Consider the following 23014-nt stretch of genomic DNA (forward strand, 5'->3'; position numbering starts at 1 on the left):
TTTTAGTTTTTGTAAGGGCTCATCGCCTTGGGGCGCGCATCAATTGCTTTGCCCCAGGCTTTGTTTGGCGTTGCGGCCATCTCAAACACCAGTTCACCACCTGCCATGATGTCGTTATGGTGCAGATAGCTTTGGCTTAGCGGCTTGCCGTTGAGGTTCACGCTGGCAACGTACAAATTGTCCTGTGAAAGCCCCTTGGCGATAACCTTAAAGCGCTTGCCGTTACTGAGTTTGAGGGTGACTTCCGGCAGCTGCGGCGCACCTATCACATAGGTCATGTCGCCCGGGGTAACCGGGTAAAAGCCCATGGCAGAGAACAGATACCAGGCCGACATCTGGCCCACATCATCGTTACCGGCGAGGCCCGATGGGGTGTCGTTGGAGAGGGTGTCCATGATCTGACGAATACGTGCCTGGGTCATCCAGGGGGCGCCGGCGTGGTTGTACAAATAGGCGATATGGTGGCTCGGTTCATTGCCGTGGGCGTACTGGCCAATCAGGCCGGCAATGTCTTCGTGTTCCTTGATTTTGTCGGCATGCAGTGGGCGGGTGAAAAGCTCATCCAAACGCTCGATAAAGGCATCATCGCCACCCTTGATGTCGATTAGGCCTGCCACATCGTGGGGCACGTAGAAGCTGTACTGGAAGCTATTACCCTCGGTGAAGGGGCCCATGTACTTGGCTTCTTCCACATCAAAGTCTTTATCCCAGTTGCCTTTGCTGTCGCGGCCGCGGGCAAATTTGGTTTCTGGATCAAACACATTGCGCCAGCTTTGGGCGCGCTTATCGAAGCTTTTGGCAATGGTGGTCTCGCCCATGCTTTCGGCCATACGGGCGATGGCAAAGTCATCGTAGGCGTATTCCAACGTGATGGACACAGACTCGGGCAGCACATCCATGGGCACGTAGCCGTATTTCAGGTACTCGGGAATGGCATCGTAATTGGGGTGGTTGGCGGTGGCCGTCATGGCATCCAGCGCCCGCTTGCCATCGAAGCCGCGAATGCCCTTTTGCCAGGCGTCGCTAATCACAGACACCGCATGGTAGCCAATCATGGTCCAGGTCTCGTGGCCGTGGAACGACCAGATCGGCAGGATGCGGTCATAGCTCTGGTCATAGTGGGCCAGCATGGAGTTAATCATGTCGGGTACGCGCTCGGGGGATACCAGCGTCAGCAGTGGATGCAGGGCGCGGTAGGTGTCCCAGAGCGAGAACAGGGTGTAATGGGTAAAGTCGGCCTTATGGATTTCGCCATCGACGCCCAGATACTCGCCATTAACGTCCTGATACAGGCTTGGCGCCTGCAGCGCATGATAAAGCGCGGTGTAGAACTGGCGTTTTTGTGACTTGTCGCCCTTGGCCTCCATGCGCTCAAGCTCGGTTTGCCAGGCGGCTTTGGCGTCGCTGCGTACCTTATCAAAGTCCCAGTGGGGCAACTCGCTGCTTAAGTTTTCCAACGCATTGCTTTTATCCACCGCGGATACGCCTACCTTGACCAAAAGCGGCGCCTGATGGGGATTATCGAAGCGGGCCAGCACCTTAACAGCCTTACCTGCAGTGAAAGGAATGCGGCTGTTGACTATGGTGGAGTGCTTGCCATTTTTGTTATCGAGACAACCCATGCAGCGGTAGCGGGCGTTATCTTCGTTTATCAGCTCAATATCGTCGAAGGGGCGGGAGAAGCGGATGGCGAAGAACATGGGGCGTTCATGCGCCCAGCCGTTGGAGCGGCGCGAGGCGATAAGGGTGCTGTCATCCACCACCCGCACATCACTCCAGATCACCTTATTGGCGAAGTTGTAGATGCCGTGGGTCAAATCAATCAGTACATGGCCCTGGTCGGTTTTGGGAAAGCTGTACCTGTGCATGCCGGTGCGGGCTGTGGTAGTAAGCTCAGCATCGATTTGATAATCGGTGAGTTTTACTCTGTAGTAGCCGGGTGAGGCTTCTTCATCGTCGTGACTGAAGCGGGAGCGGTAGCCGCTGTCAGGGTCGGCGGCCGTGCCAGGTTCGGTTTTGGGCGTGCCGGTCATTGGCATGATGAGCAGATCGCCCAGATCCGAGTGGCCGGTGCCGCTGAAATGGGTGTGGGAGAAACCGACTATGGTGCTGTCGTCATAGTGGTAACCGGCGCAGCGTTTGTAGATTTCACTTTGGGGCGAGACGCCGCGCATCGGGTTGTCGGTGTCGGGGCTTAACTGCACCATGCCGAAGGGCACCACGGCGCCGGGAAAGGTATGGCCATCACCGCCGGTGCCAATAAAGGGGTCGACCCACTGGGTCAGATCCCCGGCCTGCACCTGAAGGCTGCCCAGCATTACGCCGGTCAGCAGCGACCATTTTGTTAACATTCCCATCCGCAGGGCTCCTTGCTGTTTTCTTTTTTAGGCAATGGGTTAGTATGTATAAAACATATTTGGAACGTTCCAATTTGTGTTAATATAAATTTTGACTGGTTATAATTCAATCCTTTTTCACGCTCAGGCGACTCTTCAGACCAGACTCAGGGAACTGGCATGCAGGCAAAACACACAAGAAAAAATGTCACTGTAATTGATGTGGCCAAGGCGGCGGGCATCTCCAAATCCACGGTATCTCTGGTGCTGCAGGGCAGTGACAAGGTCAACCCTGCCACCCGTGACAAGGTGCAGGCGGCCATGGCCGAACTGGGCTATGTGTACAACCGTGAGGCGGCATCGCTTCGGGGTAAACGTTCCAATCTGGTGGCGATTGTTATCAACGACCTGACCAACCCCTACTCGGCGCAGCTGGCGGTGGGGCTTGAAGCCAATATCCGCCGGATGGGGCTGTTTTCCATGTTGGTGAACTCGGGTGAAGACAAAGATACCCAAAGCCAATTGGTGCAAAGCCTCAAAGAATACAATGTGGCGGCCTTCGTGATTTGTCCTGCGCCCGGCACAGATGCGGACTGGGTGGATAGGCTCGCCGCCACAGTGCCGGTTATCCATATCATGCGGGAAGTGGCGGGGGCGAGCGTGCCCACAGTGCTGCCCGATAACCAGGCCGGAACGCTGGCCTCGACCCGCCATCTGCTGAGCCAGGGCTATACCCGTATCGGCTTTTTTGGCGGTAATCAGCGTATTTCAGACTATGGTGAGCGTTTGGCAGGCTTTAAGGCCGCGCTGGCAGAAGCCGGACTCGAACCCGCCGGTGTGTGGGAAACCGCACTGACCAATCGTCATGGTGGCCGCCTTGCCATGGCTGAGCTGCTTGCATCATCACAACGCCCCGAGGCGCTGGTGTGCTTTACCGATATTGTCGCCTACGGCGCCATTGAGCAGCTGCGTCAGCAGGGGCTTAAGCCCGGTGAGGATATGGCCATTGTCGGCTTTGACGATTTGGACGACTCGAAACTGATGACGCCGGCCCTGAGCAGCATCGCCATTGATGCCGATGCCATAGGCGCCGCCGTGTGCAGCGTGCTGGACAATATCCGCCACGGCCAGCAGGTGCCCGGGTTACAGCGGCTGCCGGTGGCGCTGAATGTGCGCGGCTCAAGCCCGAAAAAGTAACTGAGCTGGCCGGGGCTTAAATCCAAGTGCCCCGGTCAGTCGTTTATCCACGTTAAAAAGCGCCTGCCGAAGCGGGCGCCTGCGTAAGACATTCGCTGCTAAATTTTGCCTCTAACTTTAGCCAGCACGTCTTTTTGCTTCAGTTCGCTCATTGCCAGGTATGCCACCGGCACCACAAACAGCGAAAAGAAGGTGCCCATCAGCAGACCACCCACCAACACCAGGCCGATATTGACCCGTCCAAGCGAGCCCGGCCCCGAAGCTATTGCCAGCGGGATCGCGCTCAGGATCATTGCCAGCGATGTCATCAGAATCGGTCTTAACCGCGAACGGGCGCTGGCAATGGCTGCCTCTCTGGCACTCTTGCCCGCCAGACGCTGCTTGTTGGCAAACTCCACCAACAGAATACCGTGTTTGGTCACCAGCCCCACCAGTGTCAGCAAGCCTATCTGCGAGTAGATATTCATGCTCTGGCCGAACAGGCTTAAGGTAAGCAGGGCGCCCACCAGGCACAGGGGTACCGTCAGCAGGATAATCAGGGGGTCGACAAAGCTTTCAAACTGCGCCGCCAGAATGAGGTAGATAAACACCAGAGCCAGCAGGAACAGCGACTGAGTACCCGCCTGGGCGTTCATCAGCTCTTTGATAATGCCGTTGTAAGCGTAACTTTGCGATGGGGCCAGTACGCTTGGCAACTGTTCATCGAGCCATTGCTTCACTTCATCCGGGGAATAGCCCGGCATCAAACTGGCGCTGATAAGGGCGCTGTCGCGGCCCATAAAGGTCTTGATATTGGACTCGGCCGTTGCCGGTTTGATGGTGACAAACTGCGACAGCGGCAGTGCCTGCTTGGATTCAGTAATCACATACAGCTTTTCCAGTACGTGGAAATCGCCGAGCATTTTTCGGTTCACCTGAACCTGAATGGGGTAGGTAAACCCATCCTGCGCATGCAAATCGGCCGCCTTTACCGAACCAAGAAACGTCGATAGCGCGTCTGTTACATCGGCATAGCTGGCACCGGAGAGGATAACGGCATTGCGGTCGATGGACAGGTCGAAGCGAATTTTATCCCGCACTGTGGAGTTGTTGACGTTGGTCAGCCCCGGGTAGCGCTCCAGCAGGGTCACCACCTTGGCGGCTGTGGCGTCCAGGGCCTCTTTATCACGATTCAATGTGGTCAGCTGCAATTGCAGATTGGTGGGAATATTCAATCCATCGGCGGCGCGAACATTGAACGACATGTTGTAGGCAGGGAGCTGCTGCGCTTTGGTTATCAGCTGGTCTATGACGTCGGCGGCGGTTTCACTGCGTTCATCCCAGGGCTTCAACAGCACATGGTTGGTAGGGCTGCCCTCGATGTAAGACAGATTGGCAGCCACATTGGCATTGCCATCCATCAGCGCATTCAACTCATCTCTGTGGTTAAGGTGGTACTCGCGGCCAACCCCGGTGGGGCCTTTGGCGACGGCCTCAATAAAACCGGTGTCTTCGGCGGGCAACAGCACCTTGGGCATAGCCCAATAGAGCAGGGCGCCCACAGATACCAGCAGCAGGGCAATGCCCGCCATCAAACGCTTGCGCTCAAACCACTTTTCCAGCTCGCCGGCATAGAGACGAATCAGCCGCTCCTGAGTTTGCTCTACTTTTTGGAACCAGTCGGGATGCGCTTCTGCCGGTTTTATCAGGTAGGCGCTCATCATAGGTGACAGTGTGAGCGCTACAATGCCGGAGATAAGCACCGCGGCTGCCAGGGTGAAGGAGAACTGACGGAACAGATCGGCGGTGAGGCCTGACATCAACCCAATTGGCAGGTAGACGGCGGCAAGCGTCAGGGTCATGACTATGATTGGAAAGATAATTTCCTGGCAGCCCTTAATGGCGGCATTAAAGGGCGTTTCGCCTTTTTCGATGTGACGATAGCAGTTTTCCACCACCACAATGGCATCATCCACCACCAGACCGATAGCCAGAATGATGGCCAGAATAGTGAGCACGTTGATGCTGAACCCCAGCCAGGCCATAACGGCAAACACCCCAATCACACACACGGGAATAGTGACAATCGGGATCGAGGCCGCCCGCAGCGAGCCAAGAAACAGCCACACCACCAGTGACACCAGCACCACGGCCTCCACCAGTGCTGAAAAGCCTTCATCAATCGCTGTTTCGATAAAGTTGGCCTGGTTGTAAACCATCTCCATTTTGAGATCTTTGGGCAGATCCTGTTGGATCTTTTCCACTTCGGCCTTGATGGTTCGGGCCACAGCAACCGGGTTGGCGTTGGCCAGCGGCAGGATCTGCAACGACATTCCCGGATGGCCATTGATGCTCAGCAGACTTGGCCGCAGGTAGCGCTCGCCCATCACCACCTCTGCCACGTCCTTGATGCGGATTATGTTGCCGTTGTCGACCCGGATAACAAGATCGCGGATATCATCGATATTTTTCACCTGGCTTAAGGGGTTAATCGAAATATCCCGTGATTTGCCAACAATGGTGCCCGAGGTGAAAGCGCTGTTGTAAGCGCGCAGTGTCTGCACCACCTGCGCCGTGGTGACATTCAGCGCCTTCATTTGCGCCGGATTGAGCCAAACCCGTGCCGCCTGAGGTGAGCCCCCATAGGGCCCCCATACGCCGCCAACACCTTGCAGATTCTTGAATCTGGGCACAATTTGCTGGCGAATGTAATTTGCCAGCGCCTGTTTATCGGTATTGCCAAGGCTGATAAAGCTGATGATATTGCTGGTGGCGTTCTTGGCTGAGGTGTCGTCGGTCACCCTGGGCCTGTCGGTCATGCTCTGGGGGAAGTCTTCAATGGCTTCGACGCTGGAGCGCAACTTGTTCATTAAGTTGGTGTATTCGACATCGTCGACATCGTCATTGAACTTAATTGACAGGGTGCAGCTGGCCTCGCGGCAATCGGTGCTGGTGGTGTTGACCTTATCGAGGCCTGAGGCCACATCGATAAGCTTGTTGGCTACGTTTTCCGACATAAACTCGGCGCTGGCGCCATCTATGCTGGCGTGCACCGAGGCCGAATGGGTCTTGTAATCGGGAAAGTAGCGAATCGGCAGCTTATCGAATGAAACCAGCCCTAGCAGTACCATCATGATACTGATCACAGTGGCAAATATAGGGTGACGAATACAAATTTCCGGCAGACGCATCAGTGCTTCTCCTGTGTGTCGGCGGGTTTGTCTGGCACTAACCTGACCCTGGCATTCTCGGTAAGGTTCTGAATGCCGGTTTTCACCACCATATCAGAGGCCTGCAGGCCAGCCGTAACCACAACATCACCATCGTTGGTGTTATTTCCCAGGGTGACATTGCGCTTTTGCACCCTATCGCCGCTGACCACCCAAACGAAGCGCTCCTTGTCTTTGGCGACCACGGAATTTTGCGGCACCAACAGGCGTTCGATGTTTTCGCGAAAGATTTGTTTGACGCTGGCGAACATGCCGGGGGCGAGGGCGTAGTCCGGATTCGACAGCGACGCATGCACAGCTACCCGGCCGGAGCTTTCATCCACCACGGGCGCGACATAGGTGACGATGCCTTCAAAGCTGCGGTCTTTGTAGGTCTCGACCTTGACCTGTACCTTTTGCCCGCTGGCGGCCTTACCAAAATCCTCCTGGCCCAGGGCGTAGCGGATTTCCACCGAGTCCACCCGGTAGAGGGTGACCAGAGGATCGGCTTCCTTAAGCCGGGCGCCGATGGAAGGTTTAAAGGAGCTCAGCTGGCCATCGAAGGGGGCGCGCAGATAGTAATCATTGAGCTCGGCGGCCTTGAGTTTGAACTCGGCATTGGCTAGATTCACCGCCTCTTCCAGCTCGTCGGCATCCTGTTTGGAGAGCGAGCCAGGCTCTTTGGCCAGCAGCTCGCGGGTGCGTACCAGTTTGGATTTGGCCAGGGCCAGATTGCTGCGGGCCATGTCCAGCTCCGCCCTGGCCTTGGTGCTGTCGAGCTCGGCAATTAACTCTCCTTGCTGGACCTTGTCACCGTCGTTAAAGTAAACCGCAACCAGCCTTGCGCTGCCGCTTAGGCTGAAGCCGAGCTCCACCGAATCGATGGCGGAAATCTTGCCGACTTCGTTGCTGACATCGCGAAAGGATGCCTTTTTCACCGGCTGGGCGGTGACCGGAATGGCGTCGGTTGCCGGGGGCTCTTCTGCCGAAACAGGCAACACAGTCAGGATGAAAAGGATAGATACAGCGAAGCCGAAACCCGCTCGGCGCAGCCTTGATCTGTTCATAAAAATACGCTCCCTGCCTGAACAACTTATAAGCAATGAGGGTACCGAAAAATGCCAGCGGCAAGGCCGAACATGCCCATATTGAAAGGGTTTTGGGCCGTTCAGTGATCAAGATCCACTTTTAATGATTGGGTTGTTATTTTGATGATGCAGCTCTGCTGCCTGTGGGTTTTTGAGCTGTTGCTGTGATGCAGCGAAGGGTTTGCGCTTCATGTGCAGCCTCAGCAGCTACAGTTTGCCATCAGGCATAAAAAAGGGCGCCTTGGCGCCCTTTGTTTTGTCAGTTTTGCGTCAGCTTTGCAGAATTTGCAGTGGCAGCCCCAGCAGGCCATCGCCCATACCGGCAAAGTACCAGATGATGGCGACAAAGGCGCCGAGGGTCAGCAGGTACCACACGGCAGAGAAGATTTGGCCGTAACGGTCGAGGGGGATCAGGTGGCTGTGATGACGACCACGCCACTCAAACAGAATTTCGGCGCTGCCAATCAGCAGCAAAAAGCCCAGCAGGGCGAGCCCCAAGCTGTAGCTCAGCCACACCCCGAACACGGCGCCGAGCACACAGATCAGTAGCCCGGTTTTGCTGTTCATTGAAAAGCTGATGCTTTTAATCACATGACCGCCGTCCAGTGGCAGAATTGGCAGCAGATTAAACAGGTTCAGCAATGAGTTGAAGGCAGCGAGACCGGCAAAAAATGGGTTGTCAGTCAGCCACCAACCTACCAGACAGGCGAGCGACATAAACAGGCCAAAGGTGGGTCCCATGATGGAAATCACCACATCCTGCCAGCGGGTGTTTATTTTGTCTTCCGACAGCGCCAGACCACCCATAAAGGGGATAAGGTAAAAGCCTTTGGTTTTCATGCCGAAGTACTTCATGGCTCGTACGTGGCCGTATTCATGCACCACCAGACAGGCGATAAGCGCCAGGGCAAACTGGAATGAAAACAGCCAGCTGTAGGCGGCAAGGCTGGCGCCCGCGAGCACTGCCTTGATGACTTTGGCACTTTTGAGCAGCTTAAAGCCCAGCGACGCCAAACCCACCAGACTCAGCTTTTGAGTATTCTGCCGTGGCAGCTCAGGCTCCTGCCGCTCCATGTCTTTTTCATCACGACTGCCTTCGGCAAGAATTTGATCTTCAACCAGCAGCCGATAATCCAGCTTAAAGGGTTGCCAAATCAGATCGGTTTCCAGCCTTACCGCAATTTTTTGCGGCTCGTCCTGTTCAGCCGTTTGGGTTTGCAGATGAAATTCGTGTACCCGCAGGCCCTGATTATCGACTCCCGCGACTTTTTGCGACACCAGCTGGTTGTCCCAGTAGAGCTCCTGCCATCCGGCGAGTGAGCCCTCCAGTCGTAAGGTTTTCCCAAGACACTGAACCCTGAGCAATTCCAAAATGCACCTCGTTTCCCTGCTCTGAATATGCGCCGGGCCGGAAAATGGCCGTACGCAACAAATTGGCCAGCATCATAACGGGAAACGGGGCGTTTTTCAGCTGTCTAATGCGCTGATGAGTTCAATGGCATCTGCCAGTGAATTCAACTGCAATTTGGCCAGACAGCAGTGCCCCTGAGTTGCCAGATGGGCGCGAAGGAGTTGCGTCAGCTCAGCGGTAGAGATAGCGCCGTCCGCCAGCAGGCTATGGTCTTCTGTGAGCGTAAAGCGCGTGAGGGTAGCATCAATCAGCACATCGCCCGGGCACAGCAGGTGGCGGCATTCCAACTGATACTTTTGCCAGTCGGCTTGTAGAGGCAATGGCAGAAGTTCGTCACAGCCCTGCTGCTGGAGCAGGGCTGGCCACTGTGGCTGAGGAATTGGCATCAGGCTTTGACGCTGTAGTCGAAGTTTACTTCCTGGCCCTGATTGGTAACTATGCAGGTGCCGTGTTCACGTTGGGTGCGGTTAAATGCCTGCCCTATATGAATTTCGACGTTGGCGAAAATGTGTTTCAGCACTTCAATGCGGTAGTTGTTGTAGTAGTTGTCTACTTCCTGCCTTACCGCGTCGTGCTCGAGTTCTTCGCGGGTGCGTTCTTCCGCCATGCGCTTCTTCTCTTCCATCATCATCTTCACCTGCTCGTACATCACAGGATCGTCCTGCCATTCGCTCTTGGGCGGCAGTTTGCGGATGCGGGCATCGATATCGAGGCAGGCCACTACCATGGATTTCACGCTTTCATCGAGGGCTTTAAGGTCGGATTTCAGCTGGCCAAGATCCATGGCGCAGAATACTTCGGTTTTGGTACCGGCGGTAGCACCAATCACCACGGCACGCACGCCCTTGGCGGCATGGGCCTGACCGCCAACCAAATCGCCGCGGCGGCCGTTGTTGTCGCTCACAATCAGTTTGCTGCGGGTTTGGCTGTGACTGTGCAATAGCTGTTTGGTCACCTGAATATCGCCGTCGGCAATCAGATCGGAATACTGCACGAACTGGGCGGCAATTTGCCCCTTGGCCTTAAGCACAGTGGAATGTTTGCCTTCGGCGAGCTGACGGCCAATGACCCCTTTGCTGACAATGATGTCGCCTTCGGCTTCAAGTTGGGCCGAGTCGACAAAGCCCATCACGGTAATGTCACCGCTGGCCCGAACCTGCATGCCTTCGTGCACATCACCGGTGATCAGCACCGAGCCTTTAAAGTTTACATGGCCGTATTTCACGTCCACTTCTTTGATTTGGAGCACATCGTCAACCTGCATGCCGGTACGGGTTTCCACCGGTTGGCCGGCCACAGTGGCAATCAGCTTATTGGGATCTTTGGGTGAAATCGCCGTGCCTTCGCCGGGCACCAAAGCGACATCCTTGCCGGGCTTGGGCTGCAGCACTTCACCTTTCACTGTGTAACCTGCGCTGCCCTCGGTGGCGGGGATTTTAACCATCAGCGCATCGTTGGGTTTTACGGTGATCACCGAGCCAAGGTTACGCATATCGACTGTGCCGTCTTCCCGCTCCTGGGGTTGCAGCAAACGCTCACGGGCCAGTGCCACCTTACGCTCGAGAATGGCGTTTTCGCCGTTAACGGCCGGTTTGCCGATAGCAATCACCTGTTGGCAGCTGGCGCCGGGTTCGAGCAGAGGGATTTGTTTCAGCAACTGCTCAATGCGCACCTTGCTAAGCCCCATGGACACCCCTTCGGATTTGAGAGCCATGAGTACATCGGGGAGGGAAATCTGTTTGCCACCGAACGCAGCGGTAATGACCATTTCGGCCTGCATTCTGTCGGGGCTGATTTTTATTTCAACTTTGCCGTCACGTTTTTCGGCAATGGCAAAAAACTGCTCAAATTTTCCGTCGTCCTGACCGCAGAGTTTATTGATGCTGATAACGGCTTTTTGAATGACAGGATCGAGGGGGTACAAATCGTCAAATCCCGGCAGTGACAGTAACTCCCGCAGATCGGTTTCGGTGACGGGGCCGTGCTCGGCGGGAATTAATCGAAGTTCCGCCTTGGTGCCATCCGAGCTCAGCTCAAGCAGTTCTGGAGCCAACATAAGTGTATACCCGTTTATCTGTAGTTATTTTTCTTCGGTTTAAGTCACAACTAACCCTAAAAAACTTATTCCCGGTAGGGGGTTAGTAAAGTATCAAGCCTTCGGAGTATAACAAGATAAACTTTCGCCAAAAAAGTGTGCAGCGACTAATTTGTGCACTGGTTTTCAGTTTAGTTATTTTTCTTAAAACTGACCAGCTTGGGATATTTGGCGACTAATTTTGCATCAATGCTGCTTGCTGGTGGTATCAACTGTTTTTGTTGTAATACACCTTGTATTTGTTGTTTTCTGCTTGGGTGTGTACCTTGCCGAAAACCTTGGCAATGGTGTCGGAATAGGGCAGGTGGCGGTTGGCGACAATACACCAGTCGCCATGGGGCTTAAGCTGGGCCTTGCTGTCGGCTACAAAGCGGGTGGCGATATCTGTGGTACTGCTAAGGCCGTCGTGAAATGGCGGATTGGAGATCACCGCATCGAACTGGCCTTCGACCTGCGCCAACCCATCGGAGGCATACACTCTGGCATTCATGCCGTTGGCCTTAAGCGATAACTCGCAGGACAACAGCGCCATGGCGTTGATGTCGACGCAATCCAGTTGCAGCGCCGGGTTGGCTTTCAGCAGCGCAATGGCAATCACGCCGGCGCCACAGCCGAAATCCAGCACCCGGCCCGACAATGCGGGCAGATTATCCAGCAGCAGAGCCGTGCCTTCATCGAGCCGTTTATCGGAAAATACCCCAACCATATTGCAGATGGTGACATCGCCGCCGGGCAGGCTCAGCTGATATTGGCTGACAAAATCATCGACCTTCGGCTTCGCCGCTTCGTCCAGCAGCACCGCGGTGTACAGCAGGCAATGACGGGCATTGTCCCGTTTCACCGGCTTGGAAAAGTACGCGCCAGTGAGCTTGTCTACCGATTTGATCCCGCCCTTGTTTTCACCCACAACCAGCAGCAGGCCTTCCGGTGCCAGATGCCAGGCCGCCAGGGCAAACAGGTAGGGCGCCAGTGCCTTGGCCTTGGGGAAATACACTATCACTGCATCGAACTTGTCATCGGTTTTCAGCTCATGGCCAAAGTGCAGCTTAAGCCTGCTATTGGTGGCTGCGTTCTGATGCAGGAAGTGATTGAAATCCAGCGCAAGTCCGCTCACTTCCGGGCAATGTTCCAGCAGCGTTTTACAGAGTGTATCTGACTCAAAATTGAGTACGAGCACCCGTTGATTTTCGAGTAACTCACTGTTTCTGATGAGAAGTTGCGAAGGATTGGTAAGCAAGGCCGGGTCTTGAGCTGAGAATTTGGCGCAATTATACCCCATGCCCCTTGATGCATCAGCCAATTTTACTGTGCAGCGCCTCGATTCCTTGCCTAAGCTTTAGCTAAGGCTAACCGCCGACGGAAGGTGCTGCGGCCACAAGCCTGCAACGCAAGCAAACTTACGGAGAGTTTTGATGCGCCGTTATATGACATGGATGTGGCTGATGATGATAAGTCTTGGTGTGGACGCCAAGATCATTGCCCACGAACAAGTCGAGACCGAGGCGCTGACCGTATCTGATTTAAGGCTCATATTTTCCCGGCAGCGTCTGTTTTGGCCTGATGGCACTCCCATCAGGGTATTCGTGCTGCCCCCCGACTCCGAACTGCACAAACGTTTTTGCACCGATGCGTTGGAAGTCCTGCCCTACGTGCTGCAACGGAACTGGGATCGACTGGTTTACTCCGGCACCGCTGACCGCCCCGAGATTGTCAGCACGCTGGCGGAAATGCGGGTGAAGGTGGAACAAACACAAGGGGCAATTGGATATCTGCCGGATGAAATCACTGCACAGGATGATGCGCATGAAAAGCAATAACGGCCTGTTGTGCTTGCTGCTGCTGGGGCCTGGTGTCTCCTGCGCAGAAGAGTGGCAGTTTAATGGCTTTATCAGCCAGGGGCTGGTGGCAGTGGATGGCAGTGAGTTTTTTACCGGCAAGGACGATACCAGCCTCGAATTAACAGAAGCAACCCTGATGGCCTCCTGGCGGCCCTGGGAAAACCTGCGCTTTGCCGGTGCCCTCAGTTATCGCCAGCGTGGCACCCTGATTGACGAACATCTGCAAGCCGATTACCTGTTTTTGGAATACTTAAGCCCCATTGAGTCGGGCTTTTTGGGGATGCGTCTTGGGCGGGTGAAAAATGAAGTGGGCTTTTTCTCCAGCACCCGTGACGTGCCTTTTTCCCGCCCGGGCATTTTGCTGCCGCAATCCATTTATGCTGATTACTATCGTGATACCCAGCTGCATATCAATGGCGGTGAAATTCTTGGGCGCCACCATCTGGCCGATGGAGAACTTGCTTGGCACCTCACCGGCGGGGTGCTCAATATCACCGACGATTTAACCCGCAACACCATCGGCACCCTCGACTTCGGCACCCTGGATTCCGACTACTTCTATTCAATCGATCTGGACTACAGCACTGACTCGCTGCGCCTTGGCGCCAATGTGTATCAAACCTTACTGACCTACGATGGTGGCTTGCCGGGGGCCTTTGCCGAGCTTGAGCTGTTGACCTGGGTGTTGTCGGCGCAGTACCGGGTGGGCGCGCTGGAGCTGACCTCGGAGTTCAGTCAGGGGGAGCGCACCCTGCGGGGAACACCACTGGCTGGTTGGCAGCAAGAGCAGCCATACCGGGGTTATTATGTGGATGCCCGTTATGGGCTGAGTGACACCCTGGATATCTTTGTCCGTTATGACTATTCGGTTGAAAACCTTGATGATCCCGACGGCAAACTCTTGGCTGAGGCCGGGATCCCGGCCTACTTTGGCTATGCCCGTGACTGGACCCTGGGCGGCCGCTGGCGCTTTGCCGACAACTGGCTGCTCAGCGCTGAATATCATTGGGTCGAGGGCGCCTCCTGGGTGCCGCCCATTCTGAACAAGGACCCAATGACCCAGGACGAACACTGGTCTGTGCTGGCCCTTGAAGTGTCCTACCGAATGCAGTGGTGAACCTATGACGAAAGTTTCCCCCGGCAGTTGGTTTTTGAGTCTCAGATGGAAGGTACTGATCACCGTATTCTTCCTGATGACTGTGCTGACCCTGGTGCTTGGCAACTTTGCCTACCGTGAGCTGGGGCGCCAGCAGGGCTTTTTGCTGGAATCCCAGCAGCACACATTACAACAAAACTTAAGCCATGCAGTGTCGCAGGCAGTGGACGTGGCTGTTTCCAGTGCACATCAGGTGCTGCTGCTGGCGGGCCCGAGGGTGTTTGAGTCCAAGCTCAGCCACAGCGAATTTGAAGCGCTTTGGGGCGAGGTGCAGCTGGCCTGGGGGCTGGATGCCTTTGGCCGCATAGCCCAAAACAGTCACAGTGGTTTTTACCTTGGACGCCTGCCCGGGGATGATGAATACAAATGGTTTCAGCGTTGGAGCCGCGCCAGTGTGCCCATCTGGCGTATTCATTGTGTTGAGCGCTGTTTGCTGCAAGTGCAGGTGCCTGTGCTGAAAAACAAGGTTGCCCATCGCTTCTATCTTGAAATGGAACTCACTTCGCTGCTCACCAGTTTTCGCTCCCAGGAGGAGTTTGAACTGGCGGTGCTGAGTGGTCGTGAAGACTCAACCAATGGCACCCGCTTCTGGGGCCGCAAGCTTTTCAATATCAGTAACCGCCAATCCAGTCTGCCGCTGCTTGAAGAGGCCAGCGCCAGCTTGTCCTGGCAGGATGTTACCGCCAAGCAGCGTTTGTACCGGTTACACGGCGAACCCTATGCCCTGTGGTACTTCTCGCTGGATGCCAGTGATGATGGTCCCGGCATAGTGGTGCTGTGGCAGCTCGATGAATGGCATCAGCTGTTAAAAGCCTTCCAGCAGAACATTCTTGGGCTGCTGCTGATTGCCTTACTGTTGACCGGCGCCCTGATGGCGCTGGTAGCCTGGTCTCCGATACGGCGGCTTGAGGGCCAAACCCGAATGCTGCCGCTCATCGCTGAGCGCCGTTTCGACGAGGTGCGCACTTCTCTGAAACCCAGAACCGCACTGTTTCTCGATGAAGTAGACATGATGGGCAGCTCCATGTTGGAGCTGGCCGACCGGCAGCAAAGCCTGGAGCAGGATGTCGATGTTTACACCCGCGAGCTTGAGCGGATGGCCATGCTGGATGTGCTCACCGGCTTGCCCAACAAGGCCATGCTAATTCACGAACTCAATAAGGCCATTGCCTGTGTGGGGCGGGTGCACGACCGTATTGCGCTGCTGTTTTTGGATCTCGATGCATTTAAGCGGATCAACGATGCGCTGGGCCATAACGAAGGGGATGAGCTGCTGAAAATTATCGCCTCGCGGCTCAGTAACAGCGTGCGCAGCATGGACACGGTGTTCCGCCAGGGCGGGGATGAGTTTTTGATCCTGCTGCGCGGTATCCGTGATGAGCAGGACATTCGGCGGGTGATCCATAAGATTTTTGCCGCCTTGCAGCAACCTGTGGTGCTTGGCAATCACAAGCTGATTGTCACCACCAGTATTGGGGTCGCCATGTGCGACTCGCCGTCGGTGAATGCCGAAGAGCTTATCAAGTATGCCGATCTTGCCATGTATCAGGCGAAGGATGCCGGTCGCTCCAATTTCCGGGTGTTTACCGAAGACATGCTGCACCATGCCAACAACCGTCTGATGGTGGAGCAGGATATCAACAGTGCCATTGCCGAGCGCGAATTGTCGCTGTTCCTGCAGCCGATTGTTGGGCTTAAAGATGGTCATATCAAAGGCTTCGAGGCCTTGGTGCGCTGGTTCCACCCAAGCCGGGGCCTAATCATGCCCGGCAACTTTATCCCTCATATTGAAGAGAGTGACGCCATCATCAAGCTGGGTAACTATGTGCTGGCTGAGGCGGTGGAAATACTCAAACGCTTCAGGCTGCTGGGCTGGGATGATATCTACATCGCCGTTAACCTGTCGGCGCGCCACTACCTGACGCCGGGCCTCAGTGACTACATCAAAAAACTGCTGAGCAGCAGCATGGTGCCGCCACAAAGCCTGCTGCTGGAAGTGACCGAAGAGAGCGTTATCGAACAGGTCGACAAGGCGATGGAGGTCATGCGCGAGCTTAAGCTGCTTGGCGTGCGGATCGCCATTGATGACTTTGGCACCGGCTATTCGTCACTCAGCTACCTCAAGCAGTTGCCCTTTGACGTGCTGAAAATTGACCGCTGCTTTACCGCGGGAGTGCTGGAGAATGGCGCCGACACCCATATTGTGACTACTGTGATTGATTTGGCGCACCACCTTGGCAGAACTGTGGTGGCGGAAGGGATTGAAACTGAATTGCAGTGCGAGTTTTTGGAGGCGGCAGGCTGCGAGCTGGCGCAGGGGTATCTTTACTCCAAGCCCATCACTGAAGAGAAAACCCTGGAAGTGTTGGAATCGATTGCCATTACCCGCCGTTGGCCCAAAGGCGCCGATCACGTGCCCCTGGGCCAAAAGGCGGGTTAGAGGTCAAAGACCAAAGATCAAAGATTGACGGCCTGCTTGGATTCAGTACTGGCCTCAGCATTGCCCTCAGCATTGGCGGCTGTATCTGTTGCTGGCTCTTTCGCTGATTGCGCCGATCCAGTCGCGGCTTGGGACACCTCTGATGCAGCCACGTTTTGTACATCTTCCGCAGGCTTTACCATATCGGCAGGTGCAGCCACAGGTGCAGCAGGCTGAGCCGCCGGAGCCACGTCCATTTTAGGTTCTTCCACGGCTGGAGGCAGTGTCACAGTGGGGGCGGTTGGCGCCACCGCGGCTTTCTTTGGCCTTGGCAGCAGGCTCATCATCTTCTGCGCAATCTCAGTATTGTCCTGATGACCGATAAACAGGCCCGACGCCGGTCCCTGGGCAAACACCTGCACATCCAGCGCTGTGTGGCCGCCGCTGGTCCAGCCGGTAAAGCTGCGGGTATCGATAATCTTCTTGATAGCATCGGCCAGCACGCCCTGGCCCTGAGGTCTGGCTTTGGTGAGACTATTGAGTTCATCATCACTCAGCTCAAAGCCCAGGCTTGCCTGCATCGGAGCTTGCCAGTCATCTGACTCAATGGCTTTACTCGCCATCAGATCCGGGCTTGCGCTGACAGCGCGCAGCAGCGCGGCATTCCACTCATATTGCCCATCGGCACCTATGCTGAGACCGCCGGTGTTGTGGTCGGCAGTCACCACCATCAGGGTATCGCCGCGAGTACGCACAAACTCTTCCACGACTTCGATTGCACGGGCAAATTCATCCATTTCACCCATCGCAGTCACTATATCGTTATTGTGGCCAGCCCAGTCAATCAGGCTGCCTTCAACCAGCAGTACAAAGCCTTTGTCGTTTTGTGCCAGCAGCTCCAGTGCCTTGGCGGTGAGGGTGGACAGTTGATTGGCCCCCGGATTATCGATTACCCAGGGCAGCTGAACATCGGCAAACAGACCAATGACCTTGCCGCTTTGAACGGCGCTCAGGGCCTGAATGTCCGTCAGATGGGTATAACCCTTTGCGGCAAATTGCCCCAGCAAAGCGTCATCGAAATAACGCTGACCGCCGCCCAGCAGCACCTCGGCGTTACTGTCGAGAATGGCTTTGGCTATCTCATCGTAATTTTTACGGCTTTCATTGTGGGCCAGGAAGGCCGCCGGTGTGGCGTGGTTTATCTGGCTTGATACGGCAACGCCGGTGGCAAGGCCTGCCTCGCGGGCTTTTTCAAACAGGGTTGGCAGGGGAGACTTGTTCACATCCACCGAAATGGCGCCGTTGTAGCTCTTGTGACCTGTGGCAAGGGCGGTGGCCGCTGCCGCTGAGTCGGTCACATAACCCGATACACTGGCCGGGTAGGTGCTGGCCATGCCTGCCAACAAACGGTCAAACACGGTCTGCTCAATTTCTTCGGTGTCCGGGTTGTCTTTAAAGTAACGGTAGGCCGAGGTGTAGGCGGGTCCCATACCGTCACCCACCATGATCACCATGTTTTTGGGTTTGGCGGGTGTCTTGAGCGGATCTGTGGTGGCGGTGACGGCAAACGGCAGCGAAAGCAATAAAACTGCCAGGAATTTCGATGACATAGTCTTCCCCAAAATGGGGCGCGTTGCGCCCCTGCACTGGTTATTTTTTGATGCGTGCTTCGATGGCATTCATCAGCATGCCGGTAATGTCCACCTCGAAGGCGGCTTCAATTTCACGGATGCAGGTTGGGCTGGTGACGTTAATTTCGGTGAGCTTGTCACCAATCACATCCAGGCCGACAAAAATCAGGCCGCGGCGCTTAAGTTCTGGCCCCAGGGCCTTGGCGATACGCCAGTCTGCCTCAGACAGCGGCTGGGCAACACCACGGCCACCGGCAGCAAGGTTGCCGCGGGTTTCGCCCTGCTTTGGAATGCGCGCCAGGCAGTAAGGTACTGGCTCGCCATCCACCACCAGGATGCGCTTGTCACCGGCGGTGATTTCCGGAATAAACACCTGCGCCATGGCGTAGCAGTTGCCGTGGTTGGTCAGGGTTTCGATGATAACGCCGAGGTTGGGGTCGTCCTGTTTTACCCGGAAAATCGAGGCGCCGCCCATGCCGTCCAGTGGCTTTAAGATGATATCGCCATGCTCGGCATGGAAGGCGCGAATACGGGCGGCATCACGGGTAACCATGGTCAGGGGGGTAAACTCGCTGAACCAGGCAGTAAACAGCTTTTCGTTGGCGTCGCGCAGGCTCTGTGGCTTGTTTACTATCAGCACACCGGCTTCTTCGGCGCGCTCCAGCATGTATGTGGCGTAGATATATTCGGTATCGAATGGCGGGTCTTTACGCATCAGAATCACGTCAAGATCGGCCAGCGGCGCATCAACGGCTTCACCCAGCTCAAACCAGCAGTCGGCGTTTTGCATCACCTTGAGTGGATGCATGCGGGCGCGGGCCTCGCCTTTGACCATGGCAAGATCCTGCATCTCCATGTAATACAGGGCGTAGCCCCGGGCTTGGGCGGCCAGCAACATGGCGAAGCTGGAGTCCTTTTTGATATTGATGTCGCTGATGGGGTCCATCACTATGCCAAGCTTAATCATCTTGCGTCCTCTTTGCTGAGCGAGCCGGTTAACCCAGATCGCCAAATGTCATTTGCAGTGCCGTGATAGCGGTCAGTGCCGCCGTCTCGGTGCGAAGCACCCGGGGGCCAAGCAGAACCTCGCTGAATTGATGGGTTTCTGTCATGGCAATTTCTTCCGCCGAGAGTCCGCCTTCGGGGCCAATCAGCAGTCTGACTCTGGGATTGTCGAGCTTGAGCCCGGCAATGCCGTGGCTGGCTCTGGGGTGCAAATTCAGTTTCAATGCGCTGGAAGGCTCGGCGCACCAGTCTGCCAGCTCCATTGCTGGACGAACCTCTGGCACAGTGGCGCGGCCACATTGTTCGCAGGCGCTGATCACGATTTTTTGCCACTGGGCGATTTTCTTCTCCAGCCGCTCGCCGGTGAGCTTAACGCCGCAGCGCTCTGAAAACAGCGGCGTGATGGTGTTTACGCCAAGTTCCACCGACTTTTGCAGGGTGAAGTCCATGCGATCGCCGCGGGAAATAACCTGCCCCAAATGCAGATTAAGCGGTGACTCGCTTTGGTTGTCGGTGGCCGACAACACCTTGACTGTCATCGACTTTTTACCGGCAGTGATGATTTCTGCCAGATAGTCTTTGCCATCGCCATTGAACAGGCTGAGGTGTTGTCCTTCTCCCATGCGCAGCACCCGGCCTACGTGGGCAAAGCCGTCTTCATCCAGATCAAACTGTTGTGAAGGAGACAGAGGAAAGGGCTGAAAAATTCTTGGGATTCTCATTGGGTGTCCTGACGCTGGTTACTGACTAGTCCGCCGCACGCTTGTTTGCCTCTTGGGCGCAGCCCCGTGAGACAAAGGGATTATGGTTGCCCTGGGTTTTGGCAATCAGGGCGTCGCGCTGGCATTCAATAGTATCAACTGGATAGCTTTTATCCCATGCCTCGAACAATTTTAATTGGGCGGAGGCAATTTTAAGCCCGTAGGTTTGCTTCATATAAAGGTAGCTGCGGGCAATGGCGCCGCGGGCGTGCGCCGGTGGCTGGGCACGGCGGCCTTTGAAGTCGATGGCCATATCGCACTGACCGTATTGGCCGCGCTGACCGTTCCACTGGCTGAAGCGGAAGTTGCTGCGATCGCCATTGACCTCGCCGATGGCAGGCACCAGATTGTGCAGATCGGCTTCCATGCGCATGAATTGCTTGTCGTTGCCGGCACATGCCTTGCGGCCACCCTGTTGCCAGCATTGCAGCTGGTGGCCAAATTCCCAGGCAGGTACCAGATGTTCCCACTCGATCCGTTCGGCACGCTCGGCACGTTTACGCACCTGATAGCCACAGGATGGCAAATCCACCTCCCAGCGTTTGCCATTGAGGCGAATATCGCAGCCGCAGTAGAAGCTGCGCATCGGCAGATCGCGGTAGATTTTCTGTGCCTTGCGTTTGGCGTCTGAGAAGTTGGCAGGGTGGCTGGCAGCCTGGGTGAAACTTGCTATAAAAATCAGTAATACAATGAGATAGCGCAAAATAATCTATGACTTTAATTGTGAAAAAGGCGGCTTTGACCGCTCTGAAAGAAGCTGGATGGTAAATCAATCGACTGAGGTGGGCAAGGCAGTGGCAGGCTGTAAATATTGCCGGCAGCGGCGGCACAGATAGCGGGTATCACCGCGGCTGACTTTGTTATGACGGCGAACGCTCAGTTCCACCGGGCCGCAGCCGCACTGGTAGCTGATGCTCTTGCTGACGCTGCGGGTATCCAGGCTGTGGGTGGTGCGCGGGGAAAGGCCAAACAGGGTGCGCATCAGCGTTTGCCACTCATGTCCATGGGGTTTGACCTTGCCGTGCAGTCGATGCGCCAGCAAATGACAAAGCTCGTGGGGAATGACCTCGGTAAAAAAGATGTCGGGGTTTTCTTCCAGCAGCTTGGGGTTTAATCGAATAAGATTCAGCTGACCATAGGCCATGCCAGCGGTTTTGCCGCGAACATCAAACCTGAGATTAGGGCGGGGCAAACTCAGTCCAAGACCCGCCTCCGCTCGAAGACAGGCGCTTTCGAGATGCAAAAAGGCATCTTCTTCCACGGCGCTGCGCGGCGCCATGTTTTCACAGTTGGCGAGCACGCCGGATAAGGCTTTTACTGGGCGTTTGATTGCCTTTGTTGTTTTTTTGGGGCGTAAAAAGCTGAACATACAGATCCCTGAGCCAATGCGCTGACATTTTACCCCCGGGGCTCCGTTGCGGGCAAATATACTGGGGGCAAATACGGGCTTGGCTGTGCTACAGCAAACATAAAAAAGCGGGGCATTTGCCCCGCTGTTGCTATCTGCGCTACTTGATTCAGAGCGTGGATGCCGCCAGTTCCACCATAGCGCGCACCTGCTCGGCAATGGCTTTGCCCGCTTCGGCATCGTAACCGGCCACTTTCGGGGTATGGATATGGCCCACCGGGATCTTCAAACCGAACTGATCCCGCAGCAGCACCGCGCGGTAAGAAATCTCATTGGACAGGTAGCCGCCGCCGGAACCTTCGACCGAGGTTTCGTTATAAAGCTCAGACAAGGAGCGGGCCTCAAAGCTGCCCTTGGACAGGGTAGTGACCTTGTGATTGTCGTTGATTTTGTAACTGCCGGGCGCGGCCTGCATTACCGAGGCAGGCAGTGAAAACTCCACAAACTCATCGCCATTCAGGGTCTTGCCGTTGAGCATTGGGGCAATGGGGCGGGTCTTGCTGGCGCCGGTGAGCACGTTCAGGTTATCCGGCGCCTCGGCGCTGCGGTTGCGGCCGGGGAAACGCTCGAGGTCGAAATCATCGCGGCCCATGCTGACGGTAAACACCGCACTAATGGAGCGTTTGCGATAGAAGGGGGTGAGCAGCGACTCAATCATGCCCTGGTCGAAATCGGCAAAGCGTACCGGGATCATCACTGTCTCGATTTGTGCCTGCTTGCCGCCCACCTTGAATTTATAACCGTCGAGCATCAGCGCTGTGATGCCGGAGGGATTGCTTTGCTGAATATTGCGGTCGAGGAAGAAGGGGTCAAAGCCGGTCAGCAGAATGCGGATTTGCACATCGTCGCCAAACTGAATGTCGGAGAAGCCCCGTGATGCAGCTTCAACGGCGCGCACCAGAATGTCGCGCTGCCAGGGCACTATGTTATAGCCTGCGGGGCTTGTTTTCAGGTGGCTGCGCATGGCCAGTCTGGCCCAATACAGGCTGCGATCGTCAATGTTGCCGGACTGCACATCCCGCACCGCCTGTTGCCACAAACGAATGCCCTGAGCGGCGGTCATTTGGGTCACCTGCTTTTCTTCATTGCCTGCGGCAAGCTTTTCCTGCAGACCCGTCACAAAACCCTGATAACGGTTGGCGACATCCGGGAACTCGGCTTTGGCCTTATCAACGCGGAGCTCTTCCACGTCGAGGCTGGCCATGGCGGCCATGGGGAGGGAGGCCATAAAGAGCGCAGGGAGTATTCGCTTGAACATAGGGGGCGTCCTTTTCTCGATGATTTCGGTTCTATCAGTTGGCTCGGTTTTAATCAGCCGGTTTCAATCAGTTGATTAGCCAGATTTTAGTAGAAAAACAGGGGTACCACAGCTGTCATGGAAAAGCGAGGTTGGCATACAACTTTTTGCCGCTTTTGGTGGATTAGGTGTTGTGTATGAGGAGGCTGGATTTTGGCGTCCCTGCAGCCGTGTCACGCAGATG

At 55.6% G+C, this 23014-nt stretch carries 16 protein-coding genes and 1 pseudogene; 4 read left to right on the forward strand and 13 right to left on the reverse strand.

What is annotated here, in order from left to right; all coding sequences use genetic code 11:
• Nucleotides 1–2: 2 nt before the first annotated feature.
• Nucleotides 3–2357, reverse strand: a complete 2355-nt coding sequence (locus tag STH12_RS00465) for a GH92 family glycosyl hydrolase (RefSeq protein WP_418856591.1) — start codon at nt 2355–2357, stop codon at nt 3–5.
• A gap of 159 nt (nt 2358–2516) precedes the next feature.
• On the opposite strand from STH12_RS00465, the gene STH12_RS00470 reads away from it, so the two are divergent.
• Nucleotides 2517–3533 carry a LacI family DNA-binding transcriptional regulator gene (locus tag STH12_RS00470; protein ID WP_126165736.1) on the forward strand — a complete coding sequence of 339 codons (1017 nt, stop codon included), beginning with the start codon at nt 2517–2519 and terminating at the stop codon, nt 3531–3533.
• Nucleotides 3534–3631: 98 nt separating this feature from the next.
• On the opposite strand, the gene STH12_RS00475 is transcribed toward STH12_RS00470, so the two are convergent.
• From STH12_RS00475 to STH12_RS00500, 6 genes are all read right to left on the reverse strand, one after another.
• Nucleotides 3632–6703 (reverse strand): efflux RND transporter permease subunit, encoded by a 3072-nt coding sequence (locus STH12_RS00475; RefSeq protein ID WP_126165737.1) that lies wholly within the window; start codon nt 6701–6703, stop codon nt 3632–3634.
• Nucleotides 6703–7788 (reverse strand): efflux RND transporter periplasmic adaptor subunit, encoded by a 1086-nt coding sequence (locus STH12_RS00480; protein WP_126165738.1) that lies wholly within the window; start codon nt 7786–7788, stop codon nt 6703–6705. The genes STH12_RS00475 and STH12_RS00480 overlap by 1 nt, the downstream gene beginning before the upstream one ends.
• Before the next feature lie 291 nt (nt 7789–8079).
• Nucleotides 8080–9180 (reverse strand): site-2 protease family protein, encoded by a 1101-nt coding sequence (locus tag STH12_RS00485; RefSeq protein WP_126165739.1) that lies wholly within the window; start codon nt 9178–9180, stop codon nt 8080–8082.
• 96 nt (nt 9181–9276) lie between these two features.
• Nucleotides 9277–9606, reverse strand: a complete 330-nt coding sequence (locus STH12_RS00490) for a DUF4144 family protein (RefSeq protein ID WP_126165740.1) — start codon at nt 9604–9606, stop codon at nt 9277–9279.
• Nucleotides 9606–11276, reverse strand: a complete 1671-nt coding sequence (locus tag STH12_RS00495) for a DUF342 domain-containing protein (protein ID WP_126165741.1) — start codon at nt 11274–11276, stop codon at nt 9606–9608. Before STH12_RS00495 ends, STH12_RS00490 begins: the two co-directional genes overlap by 1 nt.
• A 247-nt stretch (nt 11277–11523) precedes the next feature.
• On the reverse strand, nt 11524–12552 hold the full coding sequence (locus STH12_RS00500) for a class I SAM-dependent methyltransferase (RefSeq protein WP_126165742.1): 1029 nt from the start codon (nt 12550–12552) through the stop codon (nt 11524–11526).
• Between the two features lie 175 nt (nt 12553–12727).
• Between STH12_RS00500 and STH12_RS00505 the strand changes: the two genes are divergently transcribed.
• Genes STH12_RS00505 through STH12_RS00515 form a run of 3 tightly spaced genes read left to right on the forward strand, consistent with a single transcriptional unit; the run spans nt 12728 to nt 16749 of the window.
• Nucleotides 12728–13132 (forward strand): type 2 periplasmic-binding domain-containing protein, encoded by a 405-nt coding sequence (locus STH12_RS00505; RefSeq protein ID WP_126165743.1) that lies wholly within the window; start codon nt 12728–12730, stop codon nt 13130–13132.
• A complete protein-coding gene (locus tag STH12_RS00510; protein ID WP_126165744.1) occupies nt 13119–14270 on the forward strand; it encodes a TonB-dependent receptor in 1152 nt (383 codons plus the stop codon). The genes STH12_RS00505 and STH12_RS00510 overlap by 14 nt, the downstream gene beginning before the upstream one ends.
• Nucleotides 14271–14274: 4 nt before the next feature.
• Nucleotides 14275–16749, forward strand: a complete 2475-nt coding sequence (locus STH12_RS00515) for a putative bifunctional diguanylate cyclase/phosphodiesterase (RefSeq protein ID WP_126165745.1) — start codon at nt 14275–14277, stop codon at nt 16747–16749.
• A 296-nt stretch (nt 16750–17045) separates the two neighbouring features.
• On the opposite strand, the pseudogene STH12_RS00520 reads toward STH12_RS00515, so the two are convergent.
• From STH12_RS00520 to STH12_RS00545, 6 genes and pseudogenes are all read right to left on the reverse strand, one after another.
• A pseudogene (locus tag STH12_RS00520) lies at nt 17046–18338 on the reverse strand (alkaline phosphatase); the annotation flags it as partial.
• Between the two features lie 40 nt (nt 18339–18378).
• Entirely contained in the window at nt 18379–19326 is a 948-nt protein-coding gene (gene gshB, locus STH12_RS00525) for a glutathione synthase (RefSeq protein WP_126165746.1), read from the reverse strand.
• 28 nt (nt 19327–19354) lie between these two features.
• On the reverse strand, nt 19355–20086 hold the full coding sequence (rsmE, locus tag STH12_RS00530) for a 16S rRNA (uracil(1498)-N(3))-methyltransferase (RefSeq protein ID WP_126165747.1): 732 nt from the start codon (nt 20084–20086) through the stop codon (nt 19355–19357).
• Between the two features lie 25 nt (nt 20087–20111).
• Complete coding sequence (locus STH12_RS00535; protein ID WP_126165748.1) at nt 20112–20828, reverse strand: endonuclease; 717 nt, start codon at nt 20826–20828, stop codon at nt 20112–20114.
• A gap of 66 nt (nt 20829–20894) precedes the next feature.
• Entirely contained in the window at nt 20895–21494 is a 600-nt protein-coding gene (locus STH12_RS00540; protein ID WP_126165749.1) for a SprT family zinc-dependent metalloprotease, read from the reverse strand.
• 148 nt (nt 21495–21642) lie between these two features.
• On the reverse strand, nt 21643–22791 hold the full coding sequence (locus tag STH12_RS00545; RefSeq protein WP_126165750.1) for a C15 family peptidase: 1149 nt from the start codon (nt 22789–22791) through the stop codon (nt 21643–21645).
• Nucleotides 22792–23014: the final 223 nt, after the last annotated feature.

The sequence above is a fragment of the Shewanella khirikhana genome, assembly GCF_003957745.1.
Classification (GTDB): Bacteria; Pseudomonadota; Gammaproteobacteria; order Enterobacterales; family Shewanellaceae; genus Shewanella; species Shewanella khirikhana.

Excerpts from the sequence above, each read along its gene's own strand:
- STH12_RS00465 (WP_418856591.1), bottom strand. The coding sequence starts at position 2,357 with ATGGGAATGTTAACAAAATGGTCGCTGCTGACCGGCGTAATGCTGGGC.
- STH12_RS00470 (WP_126165736.1), top strand. The coding sequence starts at position 2,517 with ATGCAGGCAAAACACACAAGAAAAAATGTCACTGTAATTGATGTGGCC.
- STH12_RS00475 (WP_126165737.1), bottom strand. The coding sequence starts at position 6,703 with ATGCGTCTGCCGGAAATTTGTATTCGTCACCCTATATTTGCCACTGTG.
- STH12_RS00480 (WP_126165738.1), bottom strand. The coding sequence starts at position 7,788 with ATGAACAGATCAAGGCTGCGCCGAGCGGGTTTCGGCTTCGCTGTATCT.
- STH12_RS00490 (WP_126165740.1), bottom strand. The coding sequence starts at position 9,606 with ATGCCAATTCCTCAGCCACAGTGGCCAGCCCTGCTCCAGCAGCAGGGC.
- STH12_RS00495 (WP_126165741.1), bottom strand. The coding sequence starts at position 11,276 with ATGTTGGCTCCAGAACTGCTTGAGCTGAGCTCGGATGGCACCAAGGCG.
- STH12_RS00505 (WP_126165743.1), top strand. The coding sequence starts at position 12,728 with ATGCGCCGTTATATGACATGGATGTGGCTGATGATGATAAGTCTTGGT.
- STH12_RS00510 (WP_126165744.1), top strand. The coding sequence starts at position 13,119 with ATGAAAAGCAATAACGGCCTGTTGTGCTTGCTGCTGCTGGGGCCTGGT.
- STH12_RS00515 (WP_126165745.1), top strand. The coding sequence starts at position 14,275 with ATGACGAAAGTTTCCCCCGGCAGTTGGTTTTTGAGTCTCAGATGGAAG.
- gshB (WP_126165746.1), bottom strand. The coding sequence starts at position 19,326 with ATGATTAAGCTTGGCATAGTGATGGACCCCATCAGCGACATCAATATC.
- rsmE (WP_126165747.1), bottom strand. The coding sequence starts at position 20,086 with ATGAGAATCCCAAGAATTTTTCAGCCCTTTCCTCTGTCTCCTTCACAA.
- STH12_RS00540 (WP_126165749.1), bottom strand. The coding sequence starts at position 21,494 with ATGTTCAGCTTTTTACGCCCCAAAAAAACAACAAAGGCAATCAAACGC.
- STH12_RS00545 (WP_126165750.1), bottom strand. The coding sequence starts at position 22,791 with ATGTTCAAGCGAATACTCCCTGCGCTCTTTATGGCCTCCCTCCCCATG.